The organism is Brevibacillus sp. YAE8, assembly GCF_057543335.1.
This window is the reverse complement of record NZ_BAAIYG010000008.1, coordinates 107021-124909: the sequence shown is the minus strand read 5'-3', so window position 1 is coordinate 124909 and position 17889 is coordinate 107021. Positions and strand designations below refer to the sequence as shown.

Genomic DNA, 17889 nt, shown 5'->3' with positions numbered 1-17889 from the left:
TTGCATTTTTGTTGCAGTTGTCCAAACACCTTCCGCACTAGAATGGCAGTCGCGATCAGCGTGAAACCTCCAACGAAAAGCTTGATTCGATTGTCGAAAAGAAACCGCCGAATTTGTACATTCTGGCGGTTTTTAGGCTGCTATCTTTATTTTTTTAATTCCTCTAGCAACTTTATGATTTTGTCGTTTTGTTTGGCTATGCTCCTTAAATTAAACGCAGCAGCTAACAGAAGAGCCACTATTACAGGCATGTAGAAGACTTCCAAAATAGTCATCATCTTCACCTCAATAAGTAGGATATCGGGTATAGGTGAAACGAGCAATCCATCAAAAGAACGGATTGCTCATTTTTTCCAAATTCACTTCGAAGAGGAAGGGCCAGAAGGGTCAATACTGTTAAATGCAAGCCCTAGCAAGCATCATGCGCGCCCCCGCTCCTTGCTGTCCCGCAAAAGAGGCGTCACCCGCATATACGTGCATACGCGCCACACCCATTCCAGCGGCCCCATGCGAAAGACCGACAGCCACAGCATGCTGCACGCCATTTGCAGCGCGTAAATGCCGAGACAAATGAGCGTGGACTGCCAGTAGCTGAGCGTGCCGTACCAGCCAAACAAATAGCCGCCAGCCAAAATCAGCACCGTCTGTCCCACGTAGTTCGTCAGCGCCATCCGCCCGTAGCTGGTCAGCGGCGCCAGCGCCTTTTGCACGCTGCGGTGCTCCAACAGCCGGATCAGCGTCGTTGTGTAAAACGCCGACATGACAAAGCCTGTCGAGGTCAGGGCGATCGTGTAATACGTAAGCTCCAGCAGTTGTTGCTCCGAGATATCGTCCACAACGATCGTCTGGGCCGACATGAACGGATCGGATGGCAGGAATTGATACTGGGCGTACAAGCCGAGCAGCGTGAGCGCGAAGGCGATTCCTTGCACCTTTTTGATCGCGGGCAGGAAGCGGGGAATGTCCTGAAAAACCCCGAATTGCCCGACGGACAGGCCGAGAATGAACAGCGGCAGCACGAGAAACGGCTTCACGCCTGTGGCGCAAACCAGGATGGAGAGAATAAGACCGATTGCCAGATTTGTTTTAGCGCGCAGGCGGTAAAAAGGCATCAGCATAAAGCCGAAGATGGCGTAAATGAACAACGCTTCTCCCGGATGAAACATTTTGTGCACGAAGCCGAAGGCCAGAAGCGCAATCAATCGGCGAATGAACAGGGCGGTGCTGTTTGCGCCTTTTTCTTTTGCCCGGCTGACAAACAGATGGAAGCCGACGCCAAACAAAAACGAGAAAATCACGAAAAAGCGCGATTCCACGGCAAAGTTGAAAAACTGGAACAGCCAGGCGTCAACGCTGCCGGGAGCAGGTGTCTGCACGGAGAGAAGCGGCAATATGTTGACCAGGACGATGCCGAGCAGGGCGAACCCGCGCACGGTGTCCAATGTGTTGATCCGTTGGTTCCCGATGGGAGCAAAGGCTGACAAGCCGATCACTTCCTTTTTTCCATAGATGAATGTCCAAACAAAAACAGACACCTCTTCATCCTACCGCACAGGGAGGGGCGAGGAAAGAGAATTGGCTTACGACGCCCTTACAAAATCGGAAGGAGCCTTTTTCGCAACTAACGGGCCTGACGCGTCGTCTACATGTTATAAATCAGGAAAAAAGAGGAGGCGCGAGGATGAAGCCGATTGCGCGGGGAAGGTGGAGGCTCGCGGCAGGCATCGTCTATTACCGCGGGAAAAGACGGATTCAGTGGCTGGTGGGACGAACGAGATTCGCCCGCGAGAAAAAAAGCGAGCTGCTTTCGCATGTGCATTTTTCCCACCAGACGATATTGCTGCGGCGGTTGCAAAACGTCGAGATGTGGATGCAGCACAACAAAGTCATCAATTTGCGACTGGCGACAGCTCGCCTGGACAAAGTAATGCTGCGGCCGGGTGAAACCTTTTCCTATTGGAAGCTGATTGGCAAGCCGACAAAAGGAAAAGGCTACGTGGAGGGGATGCTGCTCTCGCACGGGCGCGTCACAGGCGGAATCGGCGGCGGGTTGTGTCAGCTCTCGAATTTGCTGTACTGGATGACGCTGCATACGCCCTTGACGGTCACCGAGCGCCACCGCCACAGCTACGACGTTTTTCCCGACGCCAACCGGACGCAGCCGTTCGGAAGCGGTGCGACCTGTTTTTACAACTACCTCGACTTGCAGATCGAAAACCGGACGAAGCAAACGTTCCAGCTTCACGTCTACCTGACCGACACGCATCTGGTCGGAGAGTGGCGCTCCGACATGCCCCCGACACGAACGTATGAGATTATCGAAAAAGAACACGCCATCACCCCGTCGATCTGGGGCGGCTACGAACGGAGCAATCAGCTTTACCGCAATGTGTATGCGCAGGACGGGACCTGGCTGGAACAGGAGTGGCTGACGGAGAATCGCGCCTATATGATGTACGAGCCGCTTTTGCCAAAAGGATGATCTTTCCTCGCCCGTTTACGAACTGGAACTCAAGTGCGATCTGTGCGAAAATAGGAACATATGCACTCGTCTAGGGAACGTGGAAAGGTGGACTTATACATATGGTTTTAGCAGAACGAATTACAGCAGGCTTGAACCCGCAGCAGCGGGAAGCCGTACTGACTACAGAAGGCCCTGTCCTGATTTTGGCCGGTGCGGGCAGCGGCAAGACCAAAGTGCTGACGCAGCGCATCGCGTACCTCATCAGCGTGAAACAGGTGGCGCCGTGGAGCATTCTCGCCATCACCTTCACCAACAAGGCGGCGCGGGAGATGCAAAACCGCGTGGCGGCGATCATTGGCGGCGCGGCGGCGCAGGATACGTGGCTGTCGACGTTTCACTCCCTGTGTGTGCGAATTTTGCGCAGAGACATTGACCGACTCGGCATCAGCCGCAGCTTTACGATTCTCGACGCGGGCGATCAGTTGTCGGTCGTCAAGCAATGCCTGAAGGAGCTAAACATTGATCCCAAGCAGTATGAGCCGCGCTCGATTTTGGCTGCCATCAGCGGAGCGAAAAACGAACTGACAGACCCGGACACTTTCGCCAGACTTGCCGGAGATCCGTTTGCGCAGGTCGCCGCGAAGGTGTACGAGGCGTACCAGAAAAAGCTGAAAAGCAACCAGTCGCTGGACTTCGACGACTTGATTATGACGACTGTTCGCCTGTTCAAAGAAGTGCCGGAAGTGCTCGAGTTTTACCAGAAAAAATTCCGCTACATTCACGTGGACGAGTACCAGGATACGAACCGGGCCCAGTACCTGTTGATCTCCATGCTCGCGGACAAATACCGCAACGTATGCTGCGTGGGGGACGCCGACCAAAGTATTTACAAATGGCGGGGCGCGGATATTTCCATCATCCTCAACTTTGAAAAAGACTATCCGGAAGCGAAGCTCATCAAGCTGGAGCAAAACTACCGCTCGACAAAAACGATTTTGCAGGCAGCCAACGAGGTGATCGCCAACAACAAGCTGCGCAAGGAAAAGAAGCTGTGGACGGAAAATCCGGGCGGCGACAAAATCATGTGTTTTCAGGGCGACTCCGAGCACGACGAGGCGTACTTCATCGTCGATACGATCCGCAAGCAACTGCCGCAGTACAAGCGCTACGACAAGTTTGCCGTCCTGTACCGGACAAACGCCCAGTCCCGTGTGGTGGAGGATGTGTTCATCAAGTCGAACATTCCGTACACGATCGTCGGCGGAACGAAGTTCTACGACCGCAAAGAGATCAAGGACATCCTGGCTTACCTGCGCCTCATTTCCAACCCGGACGACGACATCAGCCTGCAGCGCATCATCAACGTGCCCAAGCGCAATATCGGGGACACGACGGTTGAAAAGCTGCAAGCGTACGCCAATGCAAACGGCCAGTCGCTGTATCAGGCGATTCAGGAGGCCGCCTACATGGGGCTGCCGTCGCGCACGACGAATGCGATTTTGTCGTTTAACGACCTGATTACCAACCTGATGCAGATGACCGACTACTTGAGCGTGACCGAGTTGGTAGAGGAAGTGCTGAAGCGCTCCGGCTACCGCGAATCGCTCAAAGAGGATAAAACGATCGAAGCGCAGGCCAGACTGGAGAACATCGAGGAGTTTCTGTCTGTGACGCAGGAGTTTGAGCGCAAAAACGAAGACAAGAGCTTGCTCGCGTTTTTGACCGATCTGGCACTGGTCGCGGACATCGACTCGCTCGGAGAAGACGGGGAAAAAGAAGAGGTAGCGGAAAATGGGCAGGTTGTCCTGATGACGCTGCACAGCGCCAAAGGTTTGGAGTTTCCTGTCGTGTTCCTCGTCGGCCTGGAGGAAGGCGTGTTCCCGCACAGCCGTTCGTTGTTTGACGATGCCGAGATGGAGGAGGAGCGCCGCCTCGCGTATGTAGGCATTACCCGGGCAGAGGAGCGGCTGTACATGACGTGCGCACGGATGCGGACGCTGTTCGGCCGGACGAATGTGAGCGTGCCATCGCGCTTTTTGCAGGAAATCCCGCCAGAGCTGTTGGAAGGAAACCCTGCTGCTGCGGAGCGGAGCTTTGGCGGCAGTCGCGGCGGAGCATTCGGCCAGCGCGATCCGGGGGCGAGAGCGTTTGGCTCCACGACTTCGCAAGCAGGCGGCGGTGGCTTCGGCGCGACAAAGCCGGGCATGGCGCAGCGCTTTGCCGGAGGCTCTCAGGCAACGTTTTCCCGCCCAGGCATGCAGGCTGGCGACAAGCTACCCGGACACGGCCAGGGAGCCGGAGTGGATTGGAAAGTCGGGGACAAGGTGCAGCATGGCAAGTGGGGCACAGGCACTGTCGTCAAGGTCAAAGGCACGGGAGACGACATGGAGCTTGATATCGCGTTTCCAAGCCCGACAGGCATCAAGAAGCTGCTCGCGAAATTCGCACCGATACAGCGGACATAAGCAGAACTATCGCTAAAGTAAAGGATGAACGAGATGGATCGATTGACGGCGGAAACAAAAATCAAGGAATTGGCGAAACGAATTGAGCGGCATAATCGTCTTTACTACGAAGAAGATCGGCCTGAGATTACCGACCAGGAATACGATCAATTGATGCGGGAGCTTATCGAGCTGGAAACCCAGTTTCCAGAGCTGGCTTCCCCGGATTCTCCTACTCAGCGCGTTGGGGGGGAACCTTTGCCATTCTTTGAAAAGGTCGTGCACAAGACGCCGATGCTCAGCCTTGGCAACGCCTTTGGCGAAGCGGACATCAGAGATTTTGACCGCCGCGTCCGCCAGGCAGTGGGCAGCCAGGCCGTGCGCTACGTGGCGGAGCTGAAAATCGATGGGCTGGCCGTTTCCCTCCACTATGAAAACGGGATGTTCGTCCGCGGTGCGACGCGTGGAGATGGCACGACAGGCGAGGACATTACGCAAAACTTGAAGACGATCCGCTCGATTCCGCTCAGGCTGACCAAGCCGCTGACTTTGGAAGTGCGCGGCGAGGCGTACATGCCAAAGGCCGCCTTTGAAAAGCTGAATCGGGAGCGGGAAGAACGCGGGGAAGCGCTGTTCGCCAATCCGCGCAACTCGGCGGCAGGCTCGCTGCGCCAGCTCGATCCGAAAATTGCCGCCTCCCGTCAGCTCGACATCTTCATCTACGGCATCGGCGAGCTGCACGGCGAGACTGTCGAGTCCCACAGCGAGGGGCTGGACCTGCTCGAATCGCTCGGGTTCAAGGTGAATAAGGAGCGCCGCGTCTTCGAGGACGTCGGGGAGCTGCTCGCTTTTATCGAAAGCTGGACGCAAAAACGCCCGAGCCTGCCTTACGAAATCGACGGCATGGTCATCAAGGTAGACAGCTACGCGCAGCAGGAAGAGCTGGGCTATACAGCCAAAAGCCCGCGCTGGGCAATCGCCTACAAGTTTCCTGCGGAGGAAGCGATCACGATTCTCGAAGGCATTGAGGTGTCGGTAGGACGAACCGGGAGCGTGACGCCAACGGCCCTCTTGAAGCCGGTCAGCCTGGCGGGAACGACGGTCAAGCGCGCTTCCTTGCACAACGAAGACATTATCCGGGAAAAAGGCTTGCTGATTGGCGACCACGTCGTCGTGAAAAAAGCGGGCGACATCATTCCCGAGATCATTGCGGTACTGCCGGAGCGCCGCACCGGGAACGAGACGCCGTTTGCCATGCCGACGCATTGTCCGGAGTGCGGCAGCGAGCTGGTGCGGCTGGAGGAAGAAGTCGCCCTGCGCTGCATCAATCCGATGTGTCCGGCGCTGATTCGCGAAGGCATGATTCACTTTGTGTCCCGCACAGCGATGAACATCGACGGACTGGGTGAAAAAGTGGTGGCGCAACTGTACCGCGACGGCATCATTCACAGCGTGGCAGACCTGTACTACCTGCACCAGCAGCGCGATGTGTTGCTCGGCATGGAGCGCATGGGCGAGAAGTCTGTAGACAACCTGCTGGCAGCGATTGAAGCGAGCAAGGAAAACTCGCTGGAGCGCGTGCTGTTCGGCCTTGGCATTCGCCTGGTCGGAGCCAAGGCAGCGCGTGTGCTGGCGGAGCATTTTGGCCATATGGACGCGATCATGCAAGCTTCCGAGGAAGAGCTGACGCAAATTAACGAGATCGGGCCGAAAATGGCAGCGAGTCTCATCAACTACTTCGCCCAGCCGCAGGCACAGGCCGTCATCGAGCGGCTGAAGGCGGCCGGTGTGAACATGGAGTACAAAGGCGTTCGCGTCGAAGCGGGGGCAGATTTGCCGTTTTCCGGCAAGACGATTGTACTCACGGGGACGCTGACGCAAATGTCCCGCCAGGAGGCAGAGGAAGCGATTGTCCGCCTGGGCGGCAAGGTGACGAGCAGCGTCAGCAAAAAGACCGATCTGGTCATTGCGGGAGAAAAAGCCGGCTCCAAGCTGGAAAAGGCCGAAAAACTGGGCGTAGCTGTCATGGACGAAGCCGGATTTTTGGAGATTCTCAAATAACAGCGCCGAAAGAGAAAACAGCGGCGACAGACGGATGAGCAAGGGAAGGGACGTGAAGAGCATGGGTAGCTTTAAGCGATGGGGAATAGGAGCAATGGCAGTGCTGCTCTTGGGCGGTTGCAGCGATGGCGGCGACGTACAGGAGAAGCCAGCTCCCTCTTCGGTTATGGCGGCTGCTCTGCAAGGTGACTTGACCTATCAGGACGTTTTGGAAAAGGGAGAGACGATTCATACGCTGGCGATGACGCCGGATGCTGCACATGTATGGGTGGGCACGCATGCGGGACTGTACAGCTCCACTGGCGGAGGCTTGTGGGGGCTGTTGTCGACGCAGTTGGAGCAGTTTGACACCGTCGGCTGGTTTGTGGACCCGGAAGATACCGCGCACATTTATGTCGGTGGAAGCGAAGGGGTGCGACGCTCTGCAGACGGCGGGAAAAACTGGACCCCGGCGAGCAACGGATTGCCTGAGCCTGCCCAGATTCGCAGCTTTGCAGGTACGCGCCAGGGGGAAAAGGTTCGCTTGTTCGCCTTCGTGTCGGGCGAAGGCATCTACCAGTCGACAGACAAGGGAGGGTCGTGGACTCTCTGGCAGCCGATGGACCAGGAAGTATATGCCATGGATTTTGACCCGAACGAGAACCGTCTCTATGTAGCGGCACAATTCAGCTTGCTCTATAATGAAGAGGGGCAGTGGAAGACAGAGGAGATTCCGGAAGCAGAACAAATCTATTCTCTCTCCGTCAACAGGCGTACTGGCGTTCTCGCTGTCGCAACTGAAAAAGGCGTCTATGAAAAAATTGAGGGAGAGTGGCGTTTGCTCGATGCGCGCTCACCGGAAAAGCTGATCGTCATCGCCTCGGGCGACGGCGATACAAAATGGGTGGGAATCGGCGAATCGGCGCTGATCTACAAGCTCAGCGACAATCGCTGGACCAAATGGAATTAGTCCCATTTTTTCAAGACAAAAGGAGTAGCGTATGAAAGCGAAGTTTTTGACAGGATGCAGGTACGCAGCCGCGATTGTGCTCGCGATTGCAACCGCTGGCTGCTCGTTGCTGCCAGGGGGCAAGGATCAAGCGCCCGAGCCTACCGCGCCATCCTTGTCTGAAGTAGTGGAAGTGTCCGAGGATTACTACGGCAGCATCACGCCGTACAAGCCGAATTTGACGCGCGGCATGCTCAGCAGCACGAGATACCGGATTGATTTCAGCCACCTGGAGCTGGGCTTGATGGAGTTTGCCCGCGATACGTTCCCGACCTCCGAGTATTATTTCCAGGAAGGTCAAGTGGTGAAAAAAGAACAGGTAGCCCAATGGATTGCCCAGGAAAAGGCGAGCGGAACGAACGGGCAGCAGAAAAACGGCATTCTGGTGCACGTACTGGAGCATGACTACCTGAACAAAAAAGACAAACAGCTCGCCGGGATGGTGCTGGGCTTGTCTGTTTCGCCGAACTATCAGGATGCAACGGGCAAGGAAATGGTCTACACCCGGCAGGAGTTGCAAGCAAAAGGCCAGCAACTTGCCGCCACCATCGTTTCGACGTTGCGGGTGAGCACGCCGAACGTGCCGATGCTGATTTTGCTGTATCAGGTCCCAGAGGCAAATTCTTCGCTCGTGCCGGGCCATTTCATCATGTCCGGCACAGTGGCGGCCAACGATTCGGCCGTTTCGAAGTGGCAGCCGATCGACGAGGAGTTTTTCCTCTTCCCGAGCGCGGACGTCGAGAAAAAATACGCCCAGCAGTCGTTGCAGTACGACAAGCTGATGCGGCAAGCGCAGGCTTACTTCGGGGAGTACGTCGGCATGACAGGCGTGGGACGCTTTATGGATGGCAGGCTGACCGAGCTGACGATCACGGCAACAGCGGAGTACGACTCGCGGACAGAGGTTCTGCAGTTTACCCAGTATGCCGCCGGAAGCATCAACCAACTGTTCGACAAAAGTGTTCACGTCAACCTGTACGTCCAGTCGATGAACAAACCGCTGGCGATTTATATTCGCCCGACATCCGGCGAACCGTACATGCATCTTTATCGTCAATAAACGGACAGAAGCCCGATTTGCACCAGCCAAGGTGTGAATCGGGCTTTTTGTGCAGTGAATGAACAAAAGTGTATATCATTGAGCAGTTTATAAACATAAGTGTCAGATTTCGTTTTTTGAACTTGGCTGTTGTTTTTCGCGAAAAATGCAAACACTATCGTGGTCGAGCAACTCAGTATTAGTTGGTATGATCCTTGCATATGTTTTATGAGTGATCTCAGGAAGAAATCGATAAGGAGGCGTCACCGAATGCAAGTTGAATTCAAAAACGAGGCGTTTACCAATTTTAGCCTGCCGGAAAATAAAAAGGCATTTGAAGAAGCACTCGCCAAAGTAGAAAGCGAGCTTGGCCGCGAGTACCCTCTCATCATTGGTGGAGAGCGCATTACAACCGAGAAAAAATCCCGCTCCATCAACCCTTCCAACAAAGAACAAGTAGTGGGCGTCGTTTCCCAAGCAGACCAGGCGCTGGCTGAAAAAGCAATCCAGACAGCAGCGAGCACTTTCGAAACATGGAAAAAGGTACCTGCACAGGCGCGCTCCCGTTATCTCTATAAAGCAGCAGCGATTCTGCGCCGCCGCAAGCATGAATTTTCCGCTTGGCTCGTAAAAGAAGCAGGAAAAAGCTGGCCAGAAGCGGACGCTGACACAGCAGAAGCAATCGACTTCATGGAATACTACGGCCGTCAAATGGATAAGCTGTCCCAGCGCCATGACCTGCCGCGCATTCCGGATGAAGACAACGAGCTGTACTACATCCCGCTCGGCGTAGGCGTAGTAATCCCGCCATGGAACTTCCCTCTGGCAATCATGGTCGGTATGACAACAGCAGCTCTCGTAGCGGGTAACACCGTTGTGCTGAAGCCTGCTTCCACTACACCAGTAATCGCAGCGAAATTCATGGAAATTCTCGAAGACGCTGGCGTACCAGCAGGCGTAGTAAACTTCGTGCCAGGTTCCGGCAGCGAAATCGGCGACTTCCTCGTAGAACATACGCTGACTCGCTTCATCAGCTTCACAGGCTCCCGTGACGTAGGTCTGCGCATCAACGAGCTGGCTGCGAAACATCGCCCAGGCCAAAAATGGATGAAGCGCCTGGTAGCAGAAATGGGCGGGAAAGACTCCATCGTGGTTGACAGCGATTGCGACATCGAGTTGGCTGCACAATCCATCGTTGCTTCCGCATTCGGCTTCTCAGGTCAAAAATGTTCCGCTTGCTCCCGTGCGATCGTTCACCAAGACGTGTACGATCAAGTGCTGGGCCGCGTAGTCGAGCTGACCAACCAACTGACTGTAGGCGACGTAAGATCCAACGAGTTCTACACAGGTCCGGTTGTCGATGAAAAAGCTTACAACAAAATCCTCGAATACATCGAGATCGGTAAAACAGAAGGCAAACTGGTTGCAGGTGGCGAAAAAGGCCCAGAAACCGGCTACTTCATCAAGCCAACCGTATTTGCTGACGTAGATCCGCAAGCTCGCATCATGCAGGAAGAAATCTTTGGCCCAGTCGTAGCGTTCTGCAAAGCCAACGATTTTGACCATGCACTGGAAATCGCAAACAACACTGAGTACGGCTTGACTGGCGCTGTTATCAGCCGCAACCGTGCACACCTGGAGCGCGCTCGCGAAGAGTTCCACGTGGGCAACCTGTACTTCAACCGCAAGTGCACAGGCGCACTGGTTGGCGTGCATCCGTTCGGCGGCTTCAACATGTCCGGTACGGACTCCAAAGCGGGCGGACCAGACTACCTGCTCCTGTTCACTCAAGCAAAAATGGTTTCCGAAAAAATGTAAGAAAACACACGACAAAGCTGCCTCCAAACGGGGGCGGCTTTTTTGCGCTCCTTTTGTCCACACTAATGGGTAAGAAAATGATGTGCGGGCAGGTGAGGGTAGCTGTTTACTTACATTGCTTCAGGACTCTCGACGTTTTTTCTCGTCTACTTGCTGATGCCGTTAGCGTACCGTCTGGCCTGGAAAACGAAGCTGCTGGACATGCCCAGAGGAAGAAAAGGACACAGCAGACCGATGCCTTTGTCCGGCGGGCTGGCGATGTTTGTCGGGCTGCTGTTGGTGACAACTTTTTTTGCAGGGGCGCAAAAAACGGTGGCAGTTTTGGCAGTCGGCGGTTTGCTGCTGGTGGCGATCGGCTGGGTGGACGACACCTTCAAAGCCCGGCAAAAAGATTTTCCGGCATTCCCAAAGCTGCTGGTGCAACTGGCGGTGGCCGTTCTCGCTTTTCTTTTGGATATCCGGTTTCGCGGCATCAGCTTGACGTGGCTCGGGGCGGAGGAAGGCGCGTACGTATCGTTTCCGTTGCTCGTTTCGTTGCTGGCGACGGTGCTGTGGATTGTCGGACTTATCAACATGGTGAATTTTTTGGATGGAGTGGACGGGCTGGCGGCTGGGGCGACATCGTTTTCCGCGATCACCTTGTTTTTTCTGTCCATGGCCCGGGGCCAGGAGGTGACCGCTCTGCTTGCGGTGGCGCTGGCAGGTGCTGCGCTTGCGTTTTTGCGCTTTAATTTTTATCCCGCAAAAATTTTCATGGGGGATGCCGGGTCGATGTTTCTGGGGTTTGCGCTCGGGGTAATCTCGTTAGAGGGCACAATGAAAGGGGCGACGCTCATTTCGTTGGTCGTGACGGTGCTGGCGCTGGGCTTGCCCGTCGTGGACACGATACAGGTGATGATTAGTCGGCTGTTGGCCGGATCACCCATGTATCAGGCAGATCGCAGGCACGTTCACCATCGGCTGATGTCGTTCGGGCTGTCGGCCAAGCAGACAGTCGTCGTCCTGTACTTGGTGAGCTTGCTGTTTTCCGTCCTGTCTGTGTTCCTGTTTTTATACGGGTGAGATCGTTATTGCCTTAACGTGGTGAAGCCATTGACAAAAGAGCGGCCGCCAAATGAGTTGGCGCAGCCGAAATCTATCCATAAAACGGCGAACGGCTCAGTTTTGAGCGGGATCGAAGAAAAAGAACTGGTTGCGTCCCGTCGCTTTCGCTTTGTACAGAGCCTTGTCCGCATTGCTCAACAACTGGTCCGCCTCGCTTGCGGAAACAGGGTAAAGCGCGATGCCGATGCTGGACGTAAATGAAAAAGTCTGGCCCTGAAAGCTCCACGGTTGCTGCAGCGAATGCAAAATCCGGGTCGCGACTTTTTCCGCCTGACGCTCGTTCTGGATGCCAGTGAGAATGACGACGAACTCGTCTCCCCCCAGACGCGCGACCGTATCCTGTTCGCGGACACAAGCCTGGAGGCGCTGGGCGAGCATTTGCAAAAAAACGTCGCCGGCGTCATGGCCCCAAGTATCGTTTATTTGCTTGAAATGGTCGCAATCGAGATAGAGGGCCGCGACCATTTCGCCGGACGCTTTAGCCTTTTCCAAAGCTTGCTGGAGATTGGCGTAAAGCAGGCGTCTGTTTGGCAAGCCTGTGAGCACATCGTGGTAGGCCATGTATTCGAGCTGCCTTTCCAGCTTTTTGCGCTCGGTAATGTCCCGGGTCACGGAAAAAACATGGGTGCAAACCCCTTCACAGTTGAAGACGGGAGAGAGGATCGACTCTCCGATCATGTTGCCGTTTGTCGTGAAGTGAGTGGGGCTTGCGTCTTCGACCGTCTGTCTGTACATGCTGTTGAGCAGGTCTGCTTTTTCCGGCGGATACACTTCCTCAATCAGCTTTCCGTAAGTGTCCTCAGTAAGACCTGCTCCTTTCATAGCGGCAGGATTCATCAGGACATACCGGAACTGGTAGGCCCCGTCGGCGTTTTTTTCCACAGCCATAAGGAAAAACATATCCGACATGTGATGAAATAAGCTGGTCAAGATGTCGCCGTGCTGACTGATGAGAGTTGTGATATCAAGCTTCGCCATATCTGTAGTCTCCTGATTGTAGGCTTGTCCCATTATTATAGTATAGCAAGTCCGGGCAAGAAAATGATGAGACGTTGGTAATAGTGCAGGGTTTACTGGCTGTAAGTGGAGGTGGTAAAGTAAGGGTATTCGCTACTTGCTGTCTAATCGAAAACGATTAAGGAGTTCCACTTATGCGCAAAAAGCTGCTGCCAGGTCTGATTCATCGACTGCCGCAAAACGCAATGTCACGGACCATGGGGAAAATTACCGCTTCTCGCTTCAGTCGATTAGCGATCCAACACTACATCCGTCACTATAAAATTGATGCCTCCATCATAGAAAAGCCGGTAACGGAATACCGGACGCTCAAGGAATTTTTTACGCGCCGTCTGAAGCCGGGAGCAAGGCCGATCGCTCCCGGCAACGACGTTATCGTCAGCCCGGTAGACGGGACCGTCTCCCAGCTCGGCGACATATGCGAGGGCACGCTGATTCAGGCAAAAGGCAAGGAGTTCAGCGTGACAGAGCTGCTGGGCGGTTCCGAGGAAGAAGCAAAGCGCTACTACGGCGGAAAGTTCATCACGATCTACTTGAGCCCGCGCGACTATCACCGCATCCATATGCCGGTGGCAGGCGAGCTGGTGCGCTACAGCTATTTGCCGGGCCGTCTCTATCCGGTGAACCGGCTCGGGATTGAAAATGTGGACAGACTGTTTGCCCGCAACGAACGGCTTGTCACCTACATCGAGTCGGATGGCCTGGGCGAGATCGCACTGGTAAAAGTCGGCGCCCTGTTCGTCGGCAGCGTCAAAGTCGTGTACAATACCGCCACGACCAATATCAAGCACGGCCGGCAAACAGACGAGCCGATCGAAGGCACGCCGCACTACGCAAAGGGCGACGAGCTCGGCTGGTTCGAGTTCGGCTCGACCGTCATCCTGCTCCTGGAATCTTCGCAGCTAACATGGGCGGCAGGCGTGGAAAAAGGGAAGTCGCTGCTCATGGGGCAGTTGCTGGCGACGTTGCAAAAGGAACAAGCATAGCGGCTTGTTGCCTGAAAAATAGAATCCGAATGAAAATGGAGTCCGCTTTGGAGAAAAGGGACTCCTTTTTGCTATATATAGATGTTCCGCTGGTTGCAGACAACAAGCTGATTTTAACACTGGGACCGCGTCCCGCCTACTGTCTCGCCTGTATAGGCATCTATGATATGTGTCCCGCTCTCGCAGTTGGTTTCGCGAATGTAACGGATATAATACTGCCCGTTTGCGTATGTGACAGAGGTGATTTTTACCGGGCCAAGAGCGGGGTTTTTGCTCAAAATGGCGGTCAGTACTTGCGTGGCTTCCTCCGGGGTAAGCATTTGCTGCCGGGGGACTGAAAGCAGCAGGTTGGATATGGGAAGCGCATGATGCGTAGAAAGGATGGCAGCCAGCAGCAGCACGATCATTGAGTTCAAGGGCATCCTCCTTATTTTTAGAAATATCCATTTTTTAGGTGCTTGTCTTTCATTATACGCTTCACGCGTTACCGTTCCAAGTCGAGACATTGCCAGGACGATGCCCGGCTCCGAGACATGCCAGACCGCATGCCAGAGCTGAAACGATCTGTTTTCGAAACAGCTTCGCCTCTCTAATCATTCAGCCAATCATTTTTACTCGAAAAAATTTTGTTTCTATGCTGCCGAATCCGCGCGAAAATTGACTGAACCTGCTGTTTTCAAGTAAGATCAAAGTTATGTGATACGATTCGGAGGTGGAAGAGATGAGTGCCATCACTCGCAAAGAAGTAGAGCATGTAGCCAATCTGGCCCGTTTGCAACTGACGGAGGACGAGGCTTTGCAATACACAAAGGACCTGAACGCCATCCTGGAGTTTGCCGCGAAGCTGAACGAGCTCGATACGTCCAACATTGAGCCGACCAGCCACGCGACCGATGTGAAAAACGTGATGCGCGAAGACGTGAACAGACCGTCGCTGCCGCGCGAAGAAGTGCTGAAAAACGCACCGGATCACGAAGACGGGCAATTCAAGGTACCGGCTGTATTCGAATAATCTGTCAGGAGAACGAGAAGGGAGGAACCCACTGTGTCGCTGTTTGACAAGCGATTGTCGGAAATACATAGCGCCTTGCGCGCAAAAGAGCTTTCGGTCACAGACCTGGTGCAGGCTTCCATCGCAAGCATCAAGGAGCACGATGAAAAAATCAAGTCCGTCCTGCACGTGGATGAGGAGGGAGCGCTCGCCCATGCTCGCCAGTTGGACGAGCGTCTGGTTAAGGAGAACGGGGAGCTGGGACTTCTCTTCGGCTTGCCGGCAGGGCTCAAGGACAACCTGATTACAAAAGACGTACGGACAACCTGCGCCAGCAAATTTTTGGCGAACTACGATCCTGTCCATGACGGAACTGCTTCGAAAAAGGTGAAGGAAGCGGACGCCGTGATCGTGGCGAAGCTGAACATGGACGAGTTCGCCATGGGCGGCTCCAATGAAAACTCCGGTTTCTTCCCGGCCAAAAACCCGTGGAACACCGATTACGTGCCAGGCGGCTCGTCCGGCGGTTCTGCCGCAGCGATGGCTGCCCGTCACTTCTATTTCACGCTCGGCTCGGATACGGGCGGCTCCATTCGCCAGCCTGCCGCTTTTTGCGGTGTCGTCGGTCTGAAGCCTACGTACGGCCGCGTGTCCCGCTTCGGTCTGGTGGCTTTCGCTTCTTCTCTCGACCAGATCGGACCTGTGACCAAGAGCGTAGAAGACGCAGCATACGTGCTGCAAGCGATTGCCGGACATGACGAGTTCGACTCCACCTCTGCCAATGTGGAAGTGCCGGATTACCTCTCCGCGCTCACTGGCGATGTCAAAGGTCTGCGCATTGGAGTGCCAAAAGAGCTGATCGGCGAAGGCATTGATGCCGAGGTGCGCGAGGCTGTGCTCGCCGCCTTGAAGCAGCTTGAGAGCATGGGCGCAACTTGGAGCGAAGTCTCCATGCCGCATACCGAATACGCGGTTCCAGCCTACTACCTGCTGTCTTCCTCGGAAGCATCGTCCAACCTGGCCCGCTTCGACGGCGTGCGCTACGGCGTGCGCGCAGACAATGCGTCCAACTTGATCGAGCTGTACAAGGAATCGCGCAGCCAAGGCTTCGGACCGGAAGTGAAACGCCGGATCATGCTCGGAACCTATGCGCTTTCGTCCGGCTACTACGACGCCTACTACAAAAAAGCGCAGCAGGTGCGCACGCTGATTATCCAGGACTTCAACAACATTTTCGCCGACTTCGATGTCATTTTGCATCCGACTACGCCGTCGACCGCGTTCAAGATCGGCGAAAACGTCAACGATCCGGTCAAAATGTATCTGGAAGATATTTGCACCGTGCCTGTCAACCTGGCAGGGCTGCCAGCGATCAGCGTACCGTGCGGCTTCGCCCAAAACGGTTTGCCGATCGGCTTGCAGATCGTCGGGCGCGCGTTTGACGAATCCACCGTATTGCGCGTAGCACATGCCTACGAGCAGGCAACAGGCTACAGCAAGCGCAAGCCGGAATGGGTGAGGGGGTAAGAGGCATGAGCAAGTACGAAACCGTCATCGGCCTGGAGGTTCACGCCGAGCTTTCGACCAAGAGCAAAATTTTCTGCGGCTGCCCGACTGAGTTCGGCGCGCCACCGAATACACATACATGCCCGATTTGTCTGGGACATCCGGGCGTGCTTCCGGTAACGAACAAGCAAGCGGTAGAGTTTGCAATGAAAGCAGCGCTCGCGCTCAACTGCGAGATTTCCCGCGAGACGAAATTCGACCGCAAAAACTACTTTTACCCGGACTCGCCAAAAGCGTACCAAATCTCCCAGTACGACCAGCCGATCGGCTACAACGGCTGGATCGACATTGAGGTCAACGGGGAGACGAAGCGCATCGGGATCACCCGCCTCCACCTGGAGGAAGACGCGGGCAAGCTGACGCACAGCGACTTCGGCGGAGAATCGCTCGTAGACTTCAACCGCGTGGGCGTACCGCTCATCGAGATCGTGTCCGAGCCGGACATCCGCTCGCCGGAAGAAGCACGCGCCTATCTGGAAAAGCTGAAAGCGATCATCCAGTACACGGAAGTGTCCGACGTGCGCATGGAGCAAGGCTCGCTGCGCTGCGATGCCAACGTGTCGATTCGTCCATATGGGCAAAAAGAGTTCGGTACCAAGACCGAGCTGAAAAATATGAACTCCTTCCGCAACGTGCAAATGGGGCTGGAATACGAAGTTCAGCGCCAGACAGAGGTGTTGAACTCCGGCGGTACGATCGTGCAGGAAACCCGCCGCTGGGATGAGGCGAACAAAAAGACGGTCAGCATGCGCTCCAAAGAAGAGGCGCACGACTATCGGTACTTCCCGGACCCAGACCTGGTGCGCATGCAAATCTCCGAAGAGTGGATTGAAGCGGTCCGCGCCACGATTCCGGAGCTGCCGGATGCCCGCAAGGCTCGCTACGTAAACGAGTTCGGCCTGTCGCAGGCAGATGCGGAGGTCATCACCATTTCCAAGGAAACGGCGGATTTCTTCGATGCAACCGTCAAGACAGGCGCAGATGCGAAAGCAGTCGCCAACTGGCTGATGGTAGACCTGCTCGCGCACCTGAACGCCAACAACCTGACGTTTGCCGATGTGAAAATGACGCCGCAGGGCTTGGGCGACATGATTAAGCTGATCGCAGACGGCACGATCTCCTCGAAAATCGCCAAAACCGTCTTCAAGGAGATGGTGGAGACCGGAAAAGATCCGAAGAAGATCGTCGAGGAAAAAGGACTGGTGCAAATCAGCGACGAGGGCGCCCTGCGCCAAATCGTCATCGACGCCGTCAATGCCAACCCGCAGGCAGTAGCGGACTACAAGGCCGGAAACGAAAAAGCAGCCGCTTTCTTCGTCGGCCAGGTCATGAAGCAAACCAAAGGCAAAGCAAACCCGCCAATGGTTAACAAGCTGATTCAGGAAGTATTGAGCAGCCTGTAAGGCACAAC

General features: G+C 55.1%; 14 protein-coding genes. 11 read left to right on the top strand and 3 right to left on the bottom strand.

Going from position 1 to position 17889, the window contains the following annotated elements:
• Positions 1–419: 419 nt before the first annotated feature.
• Positions 420–1490, bottom strand: a complete 1071-nt coding sequence (locus AC27IT_RS13510) for a DUF418 domain-containing protein (protein WP_221843230.1) — start codon at positions 1488–1490, stop codon at positions 420–422.
• 191 nt (positions 1491–1681) lie between these two features.
• Between AC27IT_RS13510 and AC27IT_RS13505 the strand changes: the two genes are divergently transcribed.
• The 7 genes from AC27IT_RS13505 (at position 1682) to AC27IT_RS13475 (ending at position 11876) form a co-directional block, all read left to right on the top strand.
• Entirely contained in the window at positions 1682–2482 is an 801-nt protein-coding gene (locus AC27IT_RS13505; protein WP_487091834.1) for a VanW family protein, read from the top strand.
• Positions 2483–2583: 101 nt separating this feature from the next.
• The gene (pcrA, locus tag AC27IT_RS13500; RefSeq protein ID WP_487091833.1) at positions 2584–4929 is read left to right on the top strand and encodes a DNA helicase PcrA; all 2346 of its coding nucleotides are present in this window, start codon (positions 2584–2586) and stop codon (positions 4927–4929) included.
• Positions 4930–4962: 33 nt separating this feature from the next.
• Complete coding sequence (gene ligA / locus AC27IT_RS13495; protein ID WP_025847312.1) at positions 4963–6969, top strand: NAD-dependent DNA ligase LigA; 2007 nt, start codon at positions 4963–4965, stop codon at positions 6967–6969.
• A 94-nt stretch (positions 6970–7063) separates the two neighbouring features.
• Positions 7064–7918: a WD40/YVTN/BNR-like repeat-containing protein gene (locus AC27IT_RS13490; protein ID WP_005836485.1), complete on the top strand. Its 855-nt coding sequence runs from the start codon at positions 7064–7066 to the stop codon at positions 7916–7918.
• 31 nt (positions 7919–7949) lie between these two features.
• Positions 7950–9017, top strand: coding sequence for a CamS family sex pheromone protein (locus tag AC27IT_RS13485; RefSeq protein ID WP_005836483.1), 1068 nt, complete (start codon positions 7950–7952; stop codon positions 9015–9017).
• 249 nt (positions 9018–9266) lie between these two features.
• Positions 9267–10814, top strand: coding sequence for an L-glutamate gamma-semialdehyde dehydrogenase (gene pruA, locus AC27IT_RS13480; RefSeq protein ID WP_005836481.1), 1548 nt, complete (start codon positions 9267–9269; stop codon positions 10812–10814).
• A gap of 201 nt (positions 10815–11015) precedes the next feature.
• Positions 11016–11876, top strand: a complete 861-nt coding sequence (locus tag AC27IT_RS13475; protein WP_237716585.1) for an MraY family glycosyltransferase — start codon at positions 11016–11018, stop codon at positions 11874–11876.
• A 96-nt stretch (positions 11877–11972) separates the two neighbouring features.
• On the opposite strand, the gene AC27IT_RS13470 is transcribed toward AC27IT_RS13475, so the two are convergent.
• Positions 11973–12896 (bottom strand): sensor domain-containing diguanylate cyclase, encoded by a 924-nt coding sequence (locus AC27IT_RS13470; RefSeq protein ID WP_005836474.1) that lies wholly within the window; start codon positions 12894–12896, stop codon positions 11973–11975.
• 173 nt (positions 12897–13069) lie between these two features.
• Between AC27IT_RS13470 and asd the strand changes: the two genes are divergently transcribed.
• The gene (gene asd / locus AC27IT_RS13465) at positions 13070–13921 is read left to right on the top strand and encodes an archaetidylserine decarboxylase (protein WP_007778623.1); all 852 of its coding nucleotides are present in this window, start codon (positions 13070–13072) and stop codon (positions 13919–13921) included.
• Positions 13922–14034: 113 nt separating this feature from the next.
• On the opposite strand, the gene AC27IT_RS13460 is transcribed toward asd, so the two are convergent.
• Positions 14035–14328 (bottom strand): hypothetical protein, encoded by a 294-nt coding sequence (locus AC27IT_RS13460; RefSeq protein ID WP_487091835.1) that lies wholly within the window; start codon positions 14326–14328, stop codon positions 14035–14037.
• A gap of 314 nt (positions 14329–14642) precedes the next feature.
• Between AC27IT_RS13460 and gatC the strand changes: the two genes are divergently transcribed.
• Genes gatC through gatB form a run of 3 tightly spaced genes read left to right on the top strand, consistent with a single transcriptional unit; the run spans position 14643 to position 17881 of the window.
• Entirely contained in the window at positions 14643–14933 is a 291-nt protein-coding gene (gene gatC, locus AC27IT_RS13455; protein ID WP_005836468.1) for an Asp-tRNA(Asn)/Glu-tRNA(Gln) amidotransferase subunit GatC, read from the top strand.
• 33 nt (positions 14934–14966) lie between these two features.
• Positions 14967–16439 carry an Asp-tRNA(Asn)/Glu-tRNA(Gln) amidotransferase subunit GatA gene (gene gatA, locus AC27IT_RS13450; protein ID WP_007778616.1) on the top strand — a complete coding sequence of 491 codons (1473 nt, stop codon included), beginning with the start codon at positions 14967–14969 and terminating at the stop codon, positions 16437–16439.
• A gap of 5 nt (positions 16440–16444) precedes the next feature.
• Positions 16445–17881, top strand: a complete 1437-nt coding sequence (gene gatB / locus AC27IT_RS13445) for an Asp-tRNA(Asn)/Glu-tRNA(Gln) amidotransferase subunit GatB (RefSeq protein ID WP_431809446.1) — start codon at positions 16445–16447, stop codon at positions 17879–17881.
• Positions 17882–17889: the final 8 nt, after the last annotated feature.